This window comes from Neobacillus cucumis (genome assembly GCF_002860255.1).
GTDB classification, from domain to species: domain Bacteria; phylum Bacillota; class Bacilli; order Bacillales; family Cytobacillaceae; genus Neobacillus; species Neobacillus cucumis_A.
This window is the reverse complement of record NZ_PGVE01000054.1, coordinates 33,372-50,966: the sequence shown is the minus strand read 5'-3', so window position 1 is coordinate 50,966 and position 17,595 is coordinate 33,372. Positions and strand designations below refer to the sequence as shown.

At 39.1% G+C, this 17,595-nt stretch carries 16 protein-coding genes and 1 rRNA gene; all 17 read right to left on the bottom strand.

All coding sequences use genetic code 11. The annotated features are described in order from the left end of the window. Positions 1–168 (bottom strand): 16S ribosomal RNA (locus CVD27_RS14735); the annotation flags it as partial. Between the two features lie 323 nt (positions 169–491). Then, positions 492–1,976 carry a lysine--tRNA ligase gene (gene lysS / locus CVD27_RS14730; RefSeq protein ID WP_101648668.1) on the bottom strand — a complete coding sequence of 495 codons (1,485 nt, stop codon included), beginning with the start codon at positions 1,974–1,976 and terminating at the stop codon, positions 492–494. A 282-nt stretch (positions 1,977–2,258) separates the two neighbouring features. Then, on the bottom strand, positions 2,259–3,260 hold the full coding sequence (dusB, locus tag CVD27_RS14725; protein WP_101648667.1) for a tRNA dihydrouridine synthase DusB: 1,002 nt from the start codon (positions 3,258–3,260) through the stop codon (positions 2,259–2,261). 21 nt (positions 3,261–3,281) lie between these two features. Continuing rightward, entirely contained in the window at positions 3,282–3,488 is a 207-nt protein-coding gene (locus CVD27_RS14720) for a helix-turn-helix domain-containing protein (RefSeq protein ID WP_101648666.1), read from the bottom strand. Continuing rightward, on the bottom strand, positions 3,440–3,967 hold the full coding sequence (gene folK, locus CVD27_RS14715; RefSeq protein WP_101648665.1) for a 2-amino-4-hydroxy-6-hydroxymethyldihydropteridine diphosphokinase: 528 nt from the start codon (positions 3,965–3,967) through the stop codon (positions 3,440–3,442). The genes CVD27_RS14720 and folK overlap by 49 nt, the downstream gene beginning before the upstream one ends. A gap of 2 nt (positions 3,968–3,969) precedes the next feature. Next, a complete protein-coding gene (gene folB / locus CVD27_RS14710; protein WP_101648664.1) occupies positions 3,970–4,329 on the bottom strand; it encodes a dihydroneopterin aldolase in 360 nt (119 codons plus the stop codon). Beyond that, positions 4,322–5,164, bottom strand: a complete 843-nt coding sequence (gene folP / locus CVD27_RS14705) for a dihydropteroate synthase (protein WP_101648663.1) — start codon at positions 5,162–5,164, stop codon at positions 4,322–4,324. The genes folB and folP overlap by 8 nt, the downstream gene beginning before the upstream one ends. A 93-nt stretch (positions 5,165–5,257) precedes the next feature. Beyond that, a complete protein-coding gene (gene cysK / locus CVD27_RS14700) occupies positions 5,258–6,184 on the bottom strand; it encodes a cysteine synthase A (protein WP_101648662.1) in 927 nt (308 codons plus the stop codon). 286 nt (positions 6,185–6,470) lie between these two features. After that, entirely contained in the window at positions 6,471–7,349 is an 879-nt protein-coding gene (hslO, locus tag CVD27_RS14695) for an Hsp33 family molecular chaperone HslO (RefSeq protein WP_101648661.1), read from the bottom strand. Between the two features lie 33 nt (positions 7,350–7,382). Continuing rightward, positions 7,383–8,150, bottom strand: coding sequence for a type III pantothenate kinase (locus CVD27_RS14690; RefSeq protein ID WP_101648660.1), 768 nt, complete (start codon positions 8,148–8,150; stop codon positions 7,383–7,385). Between the two features lie 111 nt (positions 8,151–8,261). Further along, a complete protein-coding gene (gene ftsH / locus CVD27_RS14685) occupies positions 8,262–10,220 on the bottom strand; it encodes an ATP-dependent zinc metalloprotease FtsH (protein WP_101648659.1) in 1,959 nt (652 codons plus the stop codon). Between the two features lie 124 nt (positions 10,221–10,344). Then, positions 10,345–10,884, bottom strand: a complete 540-nt coding sequence (gene hpt / locus CVD27_RS14680) for a hypoxanthine phosphoribosyltransferase (RefSeq protein ID WP_445375983.1) — start codon at positions 10,882–10,884, stop codon at positions 10,345–10,347. A gap of 26 nt (positions 10,885–10,910) precedes the next feature. Continuing rightward, positions 10,911–12,296 carry a tRNA lysidine(34) synthetase TilS gene (gene tilS, locus CVD27_RS14675; protein ID WP_101648657.1) on the bottom strand — a complete coding sequence of 462 codons (1,386 nt, stop codon included), beginning with the start codon at positions 12,294–12,296 and terminating at the stop codon, positions 10,911–10,913. A gap of 199 nt (positions 12,297–12,495) precedes the next feature. Next, on the bottom strand, positions 12,496–13,515 hold the full coding sequence (locus CVD27_RS14670) for a protein kinase domain-containing protein (protein ID WP_101648656.1): 1,020 nt from the start codon (positions 13,513–13,515) through the stop codon (positions 12,496–12,498). Continuing rightward, positions 13,484–14,224, bottom strand: a complete 741-nt coding sequence (locus tag CVD27_RS14665; RefSeq protein ID WP_101648655.1) for a vWA domain-containing protein — start codon at positions 14,222–14,224, stop codon at positions 13,484–13,486. The genes CVD27_RS14670 and CVD27_RS14665 overlap by 32 nt, the downstream gene beginning before the upstream one ends. Positions 14,225–14,318: 94 nt before the next feature. Continuing rightward, positions 14,319–16,793: a stage II sporulation protein E gene (gene spoIIE / locus CVD27_RS14660; protein WP_101648654.1), complete on the bottom strand. Its 2,475-nt coding sequence runs from the start codon at positions 16,791–16,793 to the stop codon at positions 14,319–14,321. Positions 16,794–17,096: 303 nt separating this feature from the next. Continuing rightward, positions 17,097–17,528 (bottom strand): S1 domain-containing RNA-binding protein, encoded by a 432-nt coding sequence (locus CVD27_RS14655; RefSeq protein ID WP_101648653.1) that lies wholly within the window; start codon positions 17,526–17,528, stop codon positions 17,097–17,099. Between the last annotated feature and the right edge of the window lie 67 nt (positions 17,529–17,595).

The following is a 17,595-nucleotide window of genomic DNA, read 5'->3' as shown; positions in this document are numbered from 1 at the left end:
TAGCCCCGGTTTCCCGGAGTTATCCCAGTCTTACAGGCAGGTTACCCACGTGTTACTCACCCGTCCGCCGCTAACCAACAGGGAGCAAGCTCCTATTGTTCGCTCGACTTGCATGTATTAGGCACGCCGCCAGCGTTCGTCCTGAGCCAGGATCAAACTCTCCAAGAAAGTTGATTAGCTCAAAAATGTTACGTTGGCTTCATTTCGTAAGAAATGAATAATTATTGTTTGTTGACGTTTTTGTTTGTTTAGTTTTCAAAGAACAATCATCCTATCGCTCAAAGGCGACTTTGTTATCTTACCAAGTTATCAACGTAATGTCAACAACTTTTTAAATTCTTTTTTCTTCCTTGTTACTGTCTCGCAGCAACAGATAATAATATACCACCATTAATTAATGGGCGCAATACCTTTTTTCAAAGTAAAAATATTCACTCTTCTTTTCTTCAGCTATAGAAAAAGCGCCGGATTCCTCCAGCGCTTTTTACTATTTATTTATGACGCATTAATGGGAATAATAGTACATCACGAATGGACGGAGAATTAGTTAAAAGCATTACCAAACGGTCAATACCAATTCCTAATCCGCCTGTTGGCGGCATGCCATATTCTAAAGCTTCGACAAAGTCTTCGTCCATCTCATGCGCTTCATCATTACCCTGCTCACGTTCTTTTAATTGTGCTTCAAAACGCTCTCTTTGATCAATTGGATCATTAAGTTCAGTAAAGGCATTTGCATGCTCACGGGCAACAATAAACAACTCAAAACGATCAGTAAAACGTGGATCCTCTTCATTTTTCTTTGCAAGTGGTGAAATCTCCACAGGATGTCCGTAAATGAATGTCGGCTGAATTAATTTTTCCTCAACACGCTGTTCAAAAAACTCATTAACAATATGACCATAGAGCATGTGCTCTGTTATTTCAATATTGTGTTCTTTGGCAAGTGCACGAGCTTCTTCAACACTCATTTCCTTCCAGAAGTCGACTCCTGTATATTCTTTTATGGCATCAACCATATGAAGTCTCTTCCATTCAGGTTTAAGATCCACTTCATAGTCTCCGTATTGGACAGTTGTTGATCCTAAAACTTCTTGAGCGATGTGTGCAATTAGATTTTCCGTAAGACTCATTATATCTCTATAATCTGCATAGGCTTCATAAAGCTCAATCATTGTGAATTCTGGATTATGGCGGGTAGATACACCTTCGTTCCTAAAAACTCGGCCAATCTCGTATACTTTTTCTAAACCGCCAACAATTAGACGCTTTAAATGAAGCTCGATAGCAATCCGCATAAACAACGGCATATCTAGCGCATTATGGTGTGTGATAAACGGTCTTGCGGAAGCACCGCCGGCAATCGCATGCATCATTGGTGTTTCAACTTCTAAATAACCATGCTCATCCAGATAACGGCGCATAGATTGAATAATCCGGCTTCTAGTAATAAAAGTTTCCTTACTTTCCTGGCTCATGATTAAATCCAAATAACGTTGACGGTAACGCTGTTCTACATCCTTTAAACCGTGGAATTTATCTGGAAGAGGACGCAGTGCCTTCGAAAGGAACACAAACTCCTTAACTTTTACAGATAATTCGCCTACTTTTGTTTTAAAAAGGGTTCCAGTTACCCCAATGATGTCCCCAAGATCTGCTGAATCAAATAACTCATATGATTCTTCCCCAATAGCATCTTGACGAACATATACTTGAATTTGACCTGTCAAATCCTGAATATGGGCAAAACCAGCCTTTCCTTTACCACGTTTAGTCATAATCCGGCCAGCAAGAGAAACAGAAACATCTTTTGCCTCAAGTTCTTCTTTGTCTAATCCCTCGAATTGCTCAACAATTTCTTTTGTAGTATGAGAACGGTCAAAACGCTTGCCAAATGGATCTAATCCCTTTTCACGCATCGCATTCATTTTTTCACGTCTGACCAAAAATTGGTCGTTTAATTCTTCCTGACTCATCATTACTCAACTCCATAACTTTCTATATTATGTAAAACTAAAAGAATACTGGCGATTAACTTCTTTTGCTTCAGTGCCTAGCCACCTGGGAATTACATTATTCCTTTAAGCTGTTTGGCTAATTTTAGACCATCCGCTTTTTTGCATACTATATTATTTTACACAAACTTGATAATTCAGACATCAAAAAAGTTTTTAAATACATAAAAACTGCCAGTAATCTACCGGCAGCTTTAAATAGTAAACAAAATTATTATAGAGAATACGTACTTGACTGTCAAATTAACCTACAATTAACTGACTTTTTTCTATTTCTTCAACCTCGGCTACCAAACCGTTTAATAAGGTCACCAAGTCTTCTCTCGTATTACACTCATTAATGGCATTACGTACACTTGCATTCCCGCGGACACCTTTTAAATACCATGCTGCATGCTTACGCATTTCACGTACAGCGATATGTTCATTTTTAAGAGCAATTAGTCGATCTAAATGCAAGATACAAACGTCGATTTTTTCTCTAACAGAAGGTTCGCCTAAAAGCTTACCTGTTTCCAAGTATTGCACCGTACGATAAATCATCCATGGGTTGCCTAATGCAGCTCTTCCGATCATCACACCATCAACACCTGTTTCTTCAAGCATTCTTTTGGCATCCTGGGGTGTTTGTACATCTCCATTACCTATTACAGGGATGTTAACAGATTGTTTTACTTCACGAATGATATCCCAATTAGCTTTTCCTTCGTACATTTGTACACGCGTACGACCATGCATCGCGACTGCTTTACCTCCTGCACGTTCTACCATCCGGGCATTTTTGACTGCAAAAATATGCTCTTCATCCCAGCCCATGCGCATTTTTACCGTTACCGGTTTTTCTACAGCATCAACAACAGCCGAAACCATTTCATAGATTTTATCTGGGTCTAACAGCCATCTTGCTCCGGCATCACACTTAGTTATCTTCGGAACTGGACAACCCATATTAATATCAATAATGTCAGCATTAGTATTTTTATCTACAAATTTTGCTGCCTCAACAAGAGTTTCTTTTTCACCGCCAAAAATTTGCAGACTAAGCGGCTTTTCACGCTCATCGATATAAAGCATATTCATTGTTTTTTCATTCTTAAATAAAATCCCTTTATCACTTACCATTTCTGCACATACTAAACCAGCGCCAAACTCTTTAACAGTCAGACGGAATGCAGAGTTACATACACCTGCCATTGGTGCTAAAACAACAGGGTTTTTTATTTCAATATCACCTATTTTTAACATCGGGCAACCTCCTATTCTTTATTATTCTTTCGGCTTTAAATCCTCTATACTAATTTTTAAAGATTGAGCTATTCTTTCGATTAAATCTTCTGCAGGCAGTCGATTTCCTCTTTCGATCTCACCTAAAATAGATACTGATACACCTAGTTCCCTCGAGAAGCCTTCCTGTGTATAACCCTTTAGCTTCCGATAGGCACGAATACGTCTTCCCCATTTTTCCGCTTCCATATTCGGACTCCTTCTTTATCTGGTAGTTCGTTTAATAATATGTTAAGAGGTTCATCCACCCCAGGTAATCTAAGGTTTTGATCAATTTCTACTAATGGAACTAATACAAATGCCCGCTCTAGCATTCTAGGATGCGGTACAATAAGTTTCTCTGATTCAATATTTTCTTGGTTAAAAGTCAGAATGTCAAGGTCTACCGTCCGTGGGCCCCACTTAATTTCCCTTTTCCTTCCAAGTTCGTTTTCAGTTTTTAAACATATATCTAATAATCCTATCGCAGTCAGACTAGTCTTTACCTTGATTACCATGTTTAAAAATAAATCTTGATCCTCATATCCAACAGGGTCTGTCTCATAAATAGATGATAAATTTACCAATTGAATGGCAGGATATCCATTCAGCCGGTTAATCGCATTCACAATATTATCATATCGGTTTCCCATATTCGATCCAAGGGCAATATATGCTGTGTTTTCCAATATTATCTTCCCCTCGTTATTTCTACCGCAACAGATTTATAATGGCCGGGAATGGGCGGATCAGGTTTTATAACCTTTACAGTTACATCCACTATAAGCGGAAAGACCGTTAGAACGCTTGACGCAATTTTTTCTGCAACCGCCTCAAGGAGCTTATATGGTTTTCCTTCAACCACTTCTTTACAAACTTGATATAATTCCCCGTAGTTAACTGAAAAAGTAAGATCATCCGTTTCTCCAGCCTTTTTTATATCAACTGAGACAACTAAATCTACTATGAAACGCTGGCCAAGCCGATTCTCTTCTGCAAACACACCATGATAACCATAAAACTCCATCCTATTTACATAAATCTTATCCAATGGTGACATCCTTTCCCATCAATATATCCATCATTTTGGCCATTCGGCTCATTTCTTTTACATCGTGGACTCGAATCATCTGACATCCTTTTTGGATGCCGTAACAAATCGTTGCTCCAGTCCCTTCCATTCTTTCTTGGACAGGAAGATTTAAAGCCTGGCCAATCATTGATTTTCTGGATGTTCCTAATAATACAGGATAGCCCAACATAACAAACTTTTCTAGACTTTGCATGGTTAATACGTTTTGCTGATAATCTCTGGCAAACCCAATCCCAGGATCAAGGATAATATTCTCATCCTTAACACCAGCTTTTTTTGCAATAGAGATGCTTTCATACAGATCATTTAATACATCCCTGATAAAAGTGTGGTAGTTCCGGTCATGACGATTATGCATAAGAATGATAGGAACATTGTATTCTGCAGCAACCTGAGCCATTCTTTTGTCTGCTTTTGCTCCCCAAATATCGTTAATGATATGAGCACCAGCCTCAATGGCCTGCTTGGCTACTTCTGCTTTATAAGTATCAATTGATATTGGGATTGGAACCTGTTCCGAAATGGCTTTTATTACTGGTACGACCCGTTCAATCTCTTCCTCATCGGAAATGACCGTATAACCCGGCCTGGTGGATTCTCCTCCAATATCAATAATATCTGCCCCATTTGCTGCCATTTCCTTTGCACGTTCAACCGCCCGTTCAATTTGATTAAATTTTCCGCCATCAGAAAAGGAATCTGGGGTAACATTTAAAATTCCCATTACAATGGTCTTCTTGGAATAATCTAAGGTATATGGCCCGCATTTAATTTGTTCTGAAGTTGAATTCATCCCATATTCCCCCAAAGCTTGTTTTTTCACATTTTATCATATTTTTCACAAAAAAAGAGGCTTTGGCAAAAATGCCAACGCCTCCCGTTCTAATTATTCAGCATCATATTGGTAAAGTGGAGTACTTAAATAACGCTCACCGTTATCCGGAATAATCGCTAATACCTTTTTGCCCTTACCTAATTCCTTTGCTACTTTTAAAGCTGCAGAAATCGCTGCACCTGAAGAAATACCACCTAGGATTCCTTCCTCTCGAGCAGCACGGCGAGATGCTTCAAACGCTTCTTCTGTATTAATTTGAATAACCTCATCATAGATATTTGTATTTAGGGTATCAGGAACAAATCCTGCACCAAGTCCTTGAAGTTTGTGAGGACCAGGATTACCACCTGATAGTACAGGTGAATCTTTTGGTTCTACTGCAACAATCTTTACTTCTGGGAATTTCTCACGAATGACACTACCTGCACCTGAAATCGTTCCACCTGTTCCAATACCTGAAACAAACGCATCCAGTTGATCCATTTGTTCAACAATTTCTTTACCAGTAGTTCTCTTGTGAACTTCAGGGTTTGCTTGGTTTTTAAATTGTTGCGGTAAGAAATAACCATGTTCCTTCACTAGCTCTTCTGCTTTAGCAATAGCACCCTTCATACCTGCAGGTCCAGGTGTTAAAACTAGCTCTGCACCATATGCACGAAGAAGATTTCTTCTTTCTAAGCTCATTGTTTCAGGCATAACGAAGATTGCTTTGTAACCTTTTGCTGCAGCAATCATAGCAAGTCCAATACCTGTATTTCCACTTGTTGGTTCAATAATTGTATCGCCTGGTTTAATTAAACCTTGCTCTTCTGCAGCTTCAATCATTGCTAGACCAATACGATCTTTAACACTGCTGCCTGGGTTAAAATACTCAAGCTTTAAATAAACCTCTGCACTATTTTCATCTACTAATCTGTTTAACTTAACAATCGGTGTTTGGCCGACCAATTCGGCCACTGAATTTGCAACACGAACCATTAGGGCACCCCTATTCCGAGTAATTTTATTGGATTTATATTATTAAATTTACCAGTTTTTTAGCCAACTTGTCAATTGTTTTGATTCAAAAATTTCAAATAAATTGAAAATATTATAGTAGTTATGTACTACTAATTATAAGACATTTGCACTAGTTTCCGCCATGCCCTATTTCTACTATTTCCATTTCATAATAAAAAACACAGGATAGCACCTGTGTTTTCAACTGATATTAGCTTCATCCCAATTTTAGAAAAGCACATGGTTTATTTTGAGTAATTGAAACTTATTTTGCTTCTTCTCTAAACGCTTCTAATTCTTCCTTCGAATAGTGATATTTTTCATTACAGAAGTGACAGTGTGCCTCAGCCTGTCCATCTTCTTCAATCATTGCTGTAATTTCAGCCGCACCTAATCCTATAATGGCATTGGCAAAACGCTCTTTTGAACAATTACATTCAAAGCTGACTGGCATTGTTTCTAAAATCTTTATATGCTCTTTTCCAAACAGTTCTTCCAGGATTTGCTCCGGTGTCAGACCTCGTTCTACTAATTTTGAAATGGGTTCAATAGTTTTCAAACGCTCCTCTAATTGAGCAATAAGAGAATCAGGTGTGTTAGGCATTAATTGAAAAATAAATCCCCCAGCAGCCAAAATCGAATCATCCGGATTCACCAATACACCGACACCAACAGAAGAAGGTACTTGCTCAGAAGTTGCAAAGTAATAGGTAAAATCCTCGCCTAGTTCTCCAGAAACAAGAGGTACCTGTCCAGAAAAAAAGTCACGTAATCCAATATCCTTCACCACAGCTAACATACCCTCAGTGCCGACCGCACGGCGGACATCAAGCTTGCCATGTTCATTTGATTCAAAATCAACCTCCGGATTGGTTACATATCCACGGACTTCCCCTTTTGCGTTACTGTCTACAACAATCGGGCCAAGCGGACCTCCGCCATTAATTTTTACAGTGAGTTTATCCTCACCTTTTAGCATGGCCCCCATCATGACCGCTGCAGTCATCGTGCGGCCAAGCGCCGCTGACGCAGTACGCCATGTTTGATGACGTCGCTGCGCTTCGCTGATTGTATCAGTCGTGCGAACAGCATAGGCACGTATATTCCCATCATAGGCCAAAGCCTTTACTAGATAATCCTTCATTGTATAACTCCCTTCTTGCTGAATAACTATAGGTTATCCCATGTTTCGTTTATAGATAAGTGAAAGACCCTTTAAAGTTAAAAATGGATCGACGATATCAATGATAGTTGACTCCTGTGAAATTAAGCCCGCTAGTCCCCCTGTAGCAATGACAGTAGGTTTCTTTGCACTTTGATCCATCATTCTTTTCACGATTCCCTCTACCTGTCCTACATAGCCATACACTATCCCTGCCTGCATAGCAGAAACCGTGTTTTTCCCAATAACCCCTTCAGGTCTAGCAATTTCAATCCGCGGTAATTTTGCCGCTCTTGAATATAGTGCTTCAGTAGAAATTCCAATACCAGGAGCAATAGCACCTCCCATATATTGACGTTCCTCATTCACATAACAATAGGTTGTTGCTGTTCCAAAATCCACAATAATGAGCGGGCTGCCATATTCATGTATAGCAGCAACTGCATTAACAATGCGGTCTGCCCCGACTTCTCTTGGATTTTCGTATTTAATATTAAGCCCTGTCTTAATGCCAGGTCCGACGACAAGAGGCTTTAGGTGAAAATACTTTTGACACATTCTTTCTAAAGCAAACATAATAGGCGGCACTACTGAAGAAATAATAATGCCATCAATATCAGAAAATTTAAGACCTGAAAAGTCAAATAATGATTTTATATTCATTCCAAATTCATCTTCTGTACGATTGCGGTTTGTTTCAATCCGCCAATGATACTTAAGGTTATCCCCATCATAAACACCTAAGACGATATTGGTATTTCCCACATCAAATACGAAAATCAAATCTATCACTCGCTTTTATTTATATTCTTTTCCTCATACGCAACATCATATCATAAATAGTATATGAGTAAAAAAAAAGAGTGCCTCCTTGAAGCACTCTTTTCACTTTATTTACTTATAATCAATATCATCAGAAGGACTATCTAGGAAAGACTTTTCCTCGTTATCTGCTTCATCCTTCTTTTTATTGATATTAACCTTTACATCGTCCACCTTCTTCGGTTCAACCTTAACTGACTCTAAAGTTAGCGAAGGATCAGGCATGTGACCGTGGTCAACTAAGTATCTAATTTGTTCAGCGTTAAGTGTCTCAACTTCAAGAAGCGTTTTAGCGATGAGATCTAGCTTATCGCGATTTTCAGTAAGAATCTGCTTCGCTCTTTCGTAGGACTCTTTAATGATACGTTGAATCTCAAGATCAATTTCATAAGCAATGGCATCAGAATAGTTTTGCTCATTGTGAAGGTCACGACCAAGGAATACTTGACCGCCTGATGCTTGACCGAACTGTAAAGGTCCCAGTTTATCACTCATACCATATTCAGTTACCATCTTACGGGCGATACCAGTTGCACGCTGGAAGTCGTTGTGGGCGCCAGTACTTACCTCTCCAAAAACAATTTCCTCAGCTACCCGGCCGCCTAATAAGCCGACAATCTTATCAAGTAATTCTGGTTTTGTCATAAAGTAGCGGTCTTCTCTTGGAAGCATAACAGCATATCCACCTGCCTGCCCGCGTGGGACAATCGTTACTTTATGAACCATATCCGCTTCATCAAGAACTAATCCAATGACAGTGTGACCGCCCTCATGGAAGGCTACAATGCGGCGTTCTTTTTCTGAAATCACACGGCTCTTTTTCGCAGGACCTGCAATCACACGATCCGTAGCTTCATCGATATCTGCCATATCGATCTTCTTCTTATTTTGACGTGCTGCCACTAGTGCGGCCTCATTCAGTAAGTTTTCAAGATCTGCACCTGAAAAACCAGGGGTACGCATAGCAACATTTTTTAAGTTAATGGATTCATCTAACGGTTTATTTCGCGCATGTACTCGAAGTACCGCTTCACGGCCAGTTACATCAGGACGGTCAACTGTAATTTGACGGTCAAAACGTCCAGGACGAAGTAATGCCGGATCAAGAATATCAGGACGGTTTGTTGCAGCAACAATAATTATTCCTTCGTTTGCCCCGAATCCATCCATTTCAACAAGCAATTGGTTTAAGGTTTGTTCGCGCTCATCGTGTCCGCCGCCTAATCCGGCACCACGCTGGCGTCCTACCGCATCAATCTCATCAATAAAGATAATACATGGAGCATTTTTCTTAGCATTTTCAAATAAATCACGAACACGGGAGGCCCCGACCCCGACAAACATTTCAACGAAATCCGAACCGCTGATTGAAAAGAACGGCACGCCTGCTTCACCGGCAACAGCACGGGCAAGCAATGTTTTACCAGTACCAGGAGGTCCTACGAGTAAAACCCCTTTTGGAATACGAGCACCAAGTTCAGCAAATTTACGAGGATCCTTTAAAAACTCAACCACCTCGACTAATTCTGCTTTTTCTTCATCTGCACCGGCAACATCTCTAAAACGAACCTTTTTCTTATCATCGTTATAAAGCTTTGCCTTTGATTTACCAAAGTTCATGACTCGGCTTCCGCCGCCTTGAGCTTGGTTTAACAAAAAGAAGAATAAAATAAAGATAATCACGAACGGAATAATGGAAGTAAAGAAAGTAACCCAGCCGCTTGTTTCCTTTGCCGGCATAACTTCCACTTTTGAATCTGCCTTATCAATACGGTCTAGAATCTTTTCACTGTTAGGAATATACGTAATAAACTTCTTATTATTTGTTTCTAATTCGCCTCGAACTTCATAAACACCTCGTTCAGGCTGCATGGAGAATGATTTAACTTTACCACTTTCAAGCTGCGTTACAAACTTATCATATGAAATATGATCTGTTGGTTCATTGCTTCCATTAAAGAAACTAACCACGCCGATAATGACTAAAAATATTAATAAATAAAAGATGGTATTACGGAAAATCCGATTCATCTCTTACCTCCTCCCGCGGATAAAAACTATATTAAATAGTATCATAGAAAATCTTACTAATTCAAGGAATTACTCTCAATTCCAATGGTTCTAGTTCCATTCTTCAGAAGCATTTCCTTTATGATTATTTGCTGTAAACCTCAGGTTTCAACACACCAATATATGGAAGGTTTCGATATTTTTCAATATAATCTAAACCATAACCTACAACAAACTCATCTGGAACAACAAATCCTACATAGTCTGCTTGTATATCGCTCTTCCTGCCCGCTGGTTTATCTAGCAATGTAACGATTTTTATGGAATTTGCTTTACGATAACGGAATAAATCGACTAAATAACTTAGTGTTAATCCACTATCAATAATGTCTTCAATAATTAATATGTCCCTTCCTTCCACAGATGTATCTAAGTCCTTTAAAATTTTTACCTCTCCGGAAGATACAAGAGCAGAACCATAACTTGAAACATCCATAAAATCCATTTCAAGATAACAATCCATACGTTTTAATAAGTCCGCCATAAATGGCATGGCTCCTTTTAAAACTCCAACCGCAAGCGGGAAACGATCTTGATACTCTTCAGTTAATTGTGCCGCTAATTCTTTAATTTTCTCTTGAATTTCTTCTTCTGAAACTAATACCTTTTCAATATCATCTTTCATCATAAATTGTGCCCCCTAGAAGATCATTACTTATTGTATGTGAGTAGTATATATTGTTCTGCAGTTGGATCAATACCTTCAAGAGAAGACCTTTTTATATTTGGTATCCAAATAATGAATCCCTCTCCGTCCGTAATGACAGGCCACAACTCCCGTTCCTCTCTCGGAACTTTTTGATCAATAAAAATATCCTTTAACTTCTTTGATCCTTGGATGCCTTTTAATGTCATTCGATCGCCTTTTTTTCTGCTGCGTATGATCAATGGAAAATGAATTTGATCTGCATTAAAGATCGCATTGTTCCCTTTCACATCAAGATTTTCCCCGGCTATAAAATCGATTGTAAGGCTCCCCCCATTGGGAAGCATAATCGTTCCAGGACTATTGATTTCAAAATAATATGGTTTAGCGCTAATTTGCTCATATTGGAAAGAAAGTTGAAGATAAGAGCGAATAACCTTTAAACCATTTGGAAGATCAAGTATACCCGAAGGTTCATGATGGTGGATTAAAGAAAATATTTGATCGATATGTATCGCAGAAAGAGATGCAGGTTTTTCCTTGTAAAGATAGTTTAATATTAGTTGAATACCTCTCCTTTGTAAAGGTAAAGGCATTGCAAGAAATTGTTTTATGTCAATAGTAATTTTGCCCTCTTCTCTTTTCGTCAATACTGTATTCAATCGTTCAATAGTTAATTCCAGCAAAAACTCTTCATCACTTTGCAGATCTTCACTAAACCGTTGAAAATGTTGATGTACATGGCTGTTTTCAGTTTTCAGAAAAGGTAAAACGTGTTTACGAAAACGATTCCTGCTGTAAATACCTTTCTCATTGCTAGGGTCTATCCTAGGGATAAGCTTATGTCTTTCGCAATAATTTTGTAGCTCATCCTTTGTTAGGCATAAGAACGGGCGAAAGATTATTCCTTCATAAAAAGAACGGGCGAATGGAATACCTGCTCTGGCTTTTCCACTGCTGCCTCTTGTCAGCCGCATTAGCATGGTTTCTACCTGGTCATCTCCATGATGTCCAAGTGCTAAATAGGGCGCCTGATACTGTTCCATGACTTTATGATAAAAATCATATCTTACTTCTCTTGCTGCAATTTGTGAACTCTTTCCTGTTTCCTCCATGATTTTTGTTACATTAACTTGAACCATTTCAAAGGGGATGTTGTTTGACATGCAAAAATCTTTTACAAACATGGCATCACGATAAGATTCTTCACCACGGAACATGTGGTCAACGTGGGATACCACAAGAAATAGGTTTCTTTTTTCTTTTTCATTCAACAAATAGTGAAGCAGTGCTAATGAATCCGGCCCGCCCGACACCCCCACAACGATCCTTTTATTTTCAAGTGAAAAGGAATGACGTGCAAGAAAGGATTCAACTTTTGATTCCAACATTTGAATTGCACACTTTCTTAGGCAAATTTGGTTTACTTTTAAACGAAAACCAGGCGCTTTCGCTTTTCTTTTTAGCTTACCACTTTTGGTTATTAACTATCAAAAATAAAGGTATTACAAATTCAATTGTAATTTTCCAGTCACATTTTACTTGGTCTCCCATTTATACGGATGAATGTAAAATTAGTTTCATTTTTTATTACGGTAAATTATTAAAAGTATACCAAGCATATAACACACCTAGAACGATTGTAATAAATAAAAATTCCATCCAGCCGCTTTTTTTCTTTTTTCTCCGGTAGCTAGCTCTGGAGAGTGAAACGCTTTGGGTTCCGTTTCCAGTCTTTACTCCGGTTTGTTTGCTATGTACCGAATTTGGTTTGTTTACTCTCGGATTTATTTTTACCGTAGAATGGTTCTCGACCATTATATCTAATAAATCATCACGCATTTGTTTCGCACGGCTGTAGTGTCCCTGTATCGCCTTTAGGATGACAGGCTCAAACTTTATTAAATCTTGTTTTTGCCGTATAGCATCCTTCAGCTGCGCAACACCTCCCGTTGTTTTCGCAAACCGTTTTGGATAGGCTGTATTGATTATAATCATTGCTACCGCGAATAAGTCGTAGGATGGTTCCGCTTTTCTTGATCCTAATCCCCAATAACCGCGGTCATAAAACTCAGTGAACTCTTTGATCGCTCGTCCCTGAATAGTTGTCCCTCCAACATCTATACACCTTATTTTCGGTGGAGGTCCAGTGACAATTAAGTTCTCCGGCTTAAGGTCACCAAAGACCCAGCCATTCTGATGCATCTGCTCTAAATCATTTAAAAGTTGTAAAAATAAAACACTTGTCCAAGACGGACCTTTTGTTTGTAAAAACGTCAGGAAATCAGGACCTTGAATATATTCCATCACATAAAAGGATATACGGTTATTATTCCAATGCCAGTCATCGACATCAAGCAAACAAGGTCCGAGGGAGTGTCCCTGGACCTTTGCAAAGGATTTTAAAACATTAACCTCTGAGGTGATTGACATGCCATTATCGCTCATTTTTAAAGCGACCTGAGTGTCTTTATGTCTGGCAAGATAGACCACACCATTTGCACCAAATCCTAGTTCCTTTATTATAGTATATTTCTGAGAATGCCATTTTCCAGTAATGATTGTCCCTTGACTTACCTTACATTGATTCTTCAAAGTATGATTCATCATCACGAGACAGTAAGCTCCTTAAGGATTGTTTTTTTTCTGTAAAAGCTGACAAGGCTGTTCTTAATGCCGGACCTGTCGGCGTGATGCCACCGGTCGACAACTGTGAAAAGACACTTGTCAAAACTTGTAGCTTTGGCGTCCAATCGAGCAATTTTTCGACATCATTCTTTTTCCCGGGAAATACATACACAGAAAACAAATTATCTCCTGTTCGTGCGTTTAAGCTTAGAGAAAGGTCTAGAAGTGCTTCTTTTACAGTCGGGAGCTTGTGCTTCATACTCGCGCTTGTATCGACAAGAATCAACACTTCTAATTCGACAGTTTCTCCTAATTCATCGACAACCTCCATAACCTCCCCGCGTTTTTCTGGCGGAAGATCCTCCATCGTTTGGGAACGTCCCAATATTTCCTGAAGCTGACGATTGACTACACCTTGTATGGTTTGATTCATGGCTTTACGGGTAACCATCTGTACCGTTTGAGAAAGCCGTTCTGCATAAACGATTTGACTTACTCCGCCGCCAGACATGGCAATTCCATCAATTTCGGTCATTCCTTTTTCATCGATCACATCATGTTCCATGACACCAATAACATTAACCGTTATTCCCTGTTCATTCGCAAGTGCTGCCATCGCAATCGGGTCTTCTCCTTGGTTTGAACATCCATCGGTTATCAAAAGTATTTGCCGTATCTTCCCTGTGTACATAACCTTCTCCCTTCACTTACAGTATTGCTACCATTTTCGACAGGATTGGGTCAATTTATACATAATGTATGAGAAGAACGGTTAAATTAAATGGTTAGGCATGACGTTTTATTTTATGGAGAGGGATGGTTGCCCACTTCGGTGTATTATGCTTAATTTTTGCAACGGTTACCGTCATATCATCATCAATTAAGCCCGATCTAGAGCGAATAACTTCCTCCATAATTAAATCAGCAATCTCTTGTGGGTCTTCAGTCTCTAGCTCTTGTACCTTGCGTTTCATCCATAAATCGTAATTTTCGACATGCTTTGGACCTTCAAATACACCATCACTCATCATAATCAGGAGGTCCCCTGCTTTTAATTGTTCGCTGACAACATCCACTTCAAATTCTTGTAGAATGCCCATTGGCAAATTACTTGCTTGAATTTTAATTACTTTATTCCCCCTTTTAATAAAGCTTGGTGTCGAACCAATTTTAAGGAATTTTGCAGAAGCATTTTTCAAATCAATCATTGCTAAATCTAATGTAGAAAAAATTTCATCTGTAGTCCTTAGTGATAGGATGCTGTTTACAGATTTTATAGCAACCTTTTCTTCGATTCCGGACTGTAGTATTTTTTGCAACAGCTGAAGTGTCTCACTGCTTTCATAATGAGCTCTTTCACCATTACCCATCCCATCACTAATGGCAATGGCAAATTTCCCTAATCCAAGCTCTATGGTGGAATAGCTATCACCTGAAACTAGACCTCCATCTTTCGCTGCGTGGGCAACACCCGTCTCTACTGTATAGGCCTTTGATGATCTGAAGTTTACATTACACAATTCATGAGGGATGGTATCATATTCCTCCTTGTTCACGATAATGGTTTCGCCTAGAATATCGGACAACATCGGGGCGATTAACTTTTCACACTCTCCATGGCTATTGCCAAACGGTACTGTCATCTCAATATCGACATTGCCTGGCTCTAGGCTGTAGATTTCGACTTGTTCAATATGAATGCCAAAATCCTGAATGGCCTCCATAATTTGTTCCTCTTGTTTATAGTGATTCTCTCTTTCACGCTGGATTTCTTTGGAGAAGTTATCCATTACTTCGGAAACGCCTAATAATTGCTCCGCAACTAGTTTGCGGCTTTCCCTTACCTGCTTCTTTAATTTTAGATTGGCTTGGAAAAATGTTAACTGCTGGCCAATGGTTTCATATACTTTTTTTGAACGGGAACAAATTTTATCCCATTCCCTGGCTAATCTTGGCGAAACATTGCCGTCATTTTGATCCATTTCGTGTATAATCTCTTCCATTGTGGCATAGGTTGTATTAAAATTCTTCGCCCAGCATTGTTCCTTTTTAAAGCAAGTTTGGCAAGTTCGTTCGGTAACATTACTCATAAAATAGTCCATTTCACGGTCCTGCTCCTCATCCTCCTGCATCACTTCCATTTGAGAAAAGCTTTTTGAAAGAGCATGAAAGACACTAGAGAATTGAGACACTCGCTGTGCCGTCACATCACGCATTTTGCGCATGTATTTTTGCTGCTCAGCGGTATGCTCCGGTGTTCCTGGGATATATTTTGCCAGCCTTGAAGTAAAGGCTTGAGGTGTTAATAGGAATAAGAGAATAGCTGATAGTGTTTCTAAGACCGTTTGTAAGATTGAGCCTTCTCCCTGTCCATACATGCCGATTAGCAAAGTAGCAATAAATAGCCCGATAGAAACCCCTATTTTTTTCCCTTCCTTTAGTAGACCGCCCAGTACACCCGAAAATGCTAGAAGACTCATATGATAGAAGCTGGAAACACTCGCTAAACTAAAAATCAATCCAGTGACTACGCCTACTGTTGAACCTACCGTAGCGCCTGCAATAAAAGAAAATACTAGAACTAAATATCGCGACATGATATGTTCAATCGACATATCATAAACCTTCCATCCGATGGTTCCTGACATAATAGAAGCAAGCATGATAATTAAACAAACAATTTCTTCCGTTTTCAGTAATTGTCTGCGTTTATTTAAAGTTAATAATGGGATGCTTTGTAAAAAAATCAGCGTCAGAATGAAGGCAAGGCTTGCTTGGACTCCAACCATCATTAAATCGTACATGGTTAATTGCCTTGATAGAATGAAGGCCTCTGCTAATTTCCCAAACCCTAAAATAATCCCGACAAAAAATGGCAAGGACCGTACTTCATTTGTGAGCCACTTTTCACTCATTCGATAGATTGCTAGAAAAAGGACTGTAACGGCAAAGGTAAAGGCAGCATTCCCTAATGAAATAGTGGCCGCCCCAACGATCAACCCAATCAGAGCAAGCGGTGCCCGATCTCTCTTGATTAAATAGACAGAAGCGAAAAATGGCAGGCAGAATGGGGTTAATTTAGCTAAAATCAGCGCCCGCCCAAGAAGGAATCCTACAAAGATTAGAAGATAACCCTTTTTTATAAAGAAGGACTCGAGCATTAACTGGATTTTCCGTAATCCTCTTCCCAAATCCCATTTAGATGAATGAAGGTTGACTTCTCCGACTGGTTCTATCAAACTTACGTTAGTCTTTTCCATAAATCACACTCCCTATTCTTTCATCGTTGGAAACTATTATAAAATTAATAGATTTAAAAGTTTGTCAAAATAGTGAACGAGTTCAAATAATCGTTCGACGCTTTCCACTATATTCATCCAAATAATATAAATATGTCGTTTAAAGTAGAAAAAGTGACAGGCACCATGTGAAGTATTCACATGGTGCCTGTCACCTTTTCTACTATTTTTAGGTTATTAATACAATAAAAAAAGACAAGCCGCCGTTGACTTGTCTTTATATTTAAAGTGAAACCTGACTTATCCCATTAAGCGTGCAGCAAGTTAACCCCGTCTAGCGCCTCTTCCTCCACGTTTGGATTCGGTGTTACGCTTCAAGGAAGATAAACGATCCTCACTATCTTTTAGGAATTTTGCCATTTTGGACTCAAAAGTTTCCGGTTTATTGTTATTACGATCGTTTGAACGGTTTTGACGAGGGCGTGGCGAATGTGAATATGGCTTTTTTTCAGGCTCTGGGCGATCCTTTGCCTTTTTAATTGATAAGCCGATTTTCCCGTCGTTCTCAACATTAAGGACTTTTACCTCAACTTGGTCGCCAACTTTTAAATGGTCATTGATATCCTTTACATAATTGTCAGCAACCTCACTGATGTGTACAAGTCCTGTTGATCCATCCGGCAATGCCACAAACGCTCCGAATTTAGTTATCCCTGTTACCTTCCCTTGTAACTTGCTGCCTACTTCAATTGACATAAAAAGAATGTTCCTCCTTAAAATATTCAAAATCAATTTTCTATATATTATACAGAAACTAAAAATT

What these genes read in the sequence shown, in the direction of transcription:
- cysK (WP_101648662.1), bottom strand. Translation starts at nt 6,184, where the DNA reads ATGGTTCGTGTTGCAAATTCAGTGGCCGAATTGGTCGGCCAAACACCG.
- CVD27_RS14655 (WP_101648653.1), bottom strand. Translation starts at nt 17,528, where the DNA reads ATGTCAATTGAAGTAGGCAGCAAGTTACAAGGGAAGGTAACAGGGATA.
- hslO (WP_101648661.1), bottom strand. Translation starts at nt 7,349, where the DNA reads ATGAAGGATTATCTAGTAAAGGCTTTGGCCTATGATGGGAATATACGT.
- ftsH (WP_101648659.1), bottom strand. Translation starts at nt 10,220, where the DNA reads ATGAATCGGATTTTCCGTAATACCATCTTTTATTTATTAATATTTTTA.
- lysS (WP_101648668.1), bottom strand. Translation starts at nt 1,976, where the DNA reads ATGAGTCAGGAAGAATTAAACGACCAATTTTTGGTCAGACGTGAAAAA.
- CVD27_RS14670 (WP_101648656.1), bottom strand. Translation starts at nt 13,515, where the DNA reads ATGATGAATCATACTTTGAAGAATCAATGTAAGGTAAGTCAAGGGACA.
- dusB (WP_101648667.1), bottom strand. Translation starts at nt 3,260, where the DNA reads ATGTTAAAAATAGGTGATATTGAAATAAAAAACCCTGTTGTTTTAGCA.
- tilS (WP_101648657.1), bottom strand. Translation starts at nt 12,296, where the DNA reads ATGTTGGAATCAAAAGTTGAATCCTTTCTTGCACGTCATTCCTTTTCA.
- spoIIE (WP_101648654.1), bottom strand. Translation starts at nt 16,793, where the DNA reads ATGGAAAAGACTAACGTAAGTTTGATAGAACCAGTCGGAGAAGTCAAC.
- hpt (WP_445375983.1), bottom strand. Translation starts at nt 10,884, where the DNA reads ATGAAAGATGATATTGAAAAGGTATTAGTTTCAGAAGAAGAAATTCAA.
- CVD27_RS14665 (WP_101648655.1), bottom strand. Translation starts at nt 14,224, where the DNA reads ATGTACACAGGGAAGATACGGCAAATACTTTTGATAACCGATGGATGT.
- CVD27_RS14720 (WP_101648666.1), bottom strand. Translation starts at nt 3,488, where the DNA reads ATGGAAGCGGAAAAATGGGGAAGACGTATTCGTGCCTATCGGAAGCTA.
- folP (WP_101648663.1), bottom strand. Translation starts at nt 5,164, where the DNA reads ATGAATTCAACTTCAGAACAAATTAAATGCGGGCCATATACCTTAGAT.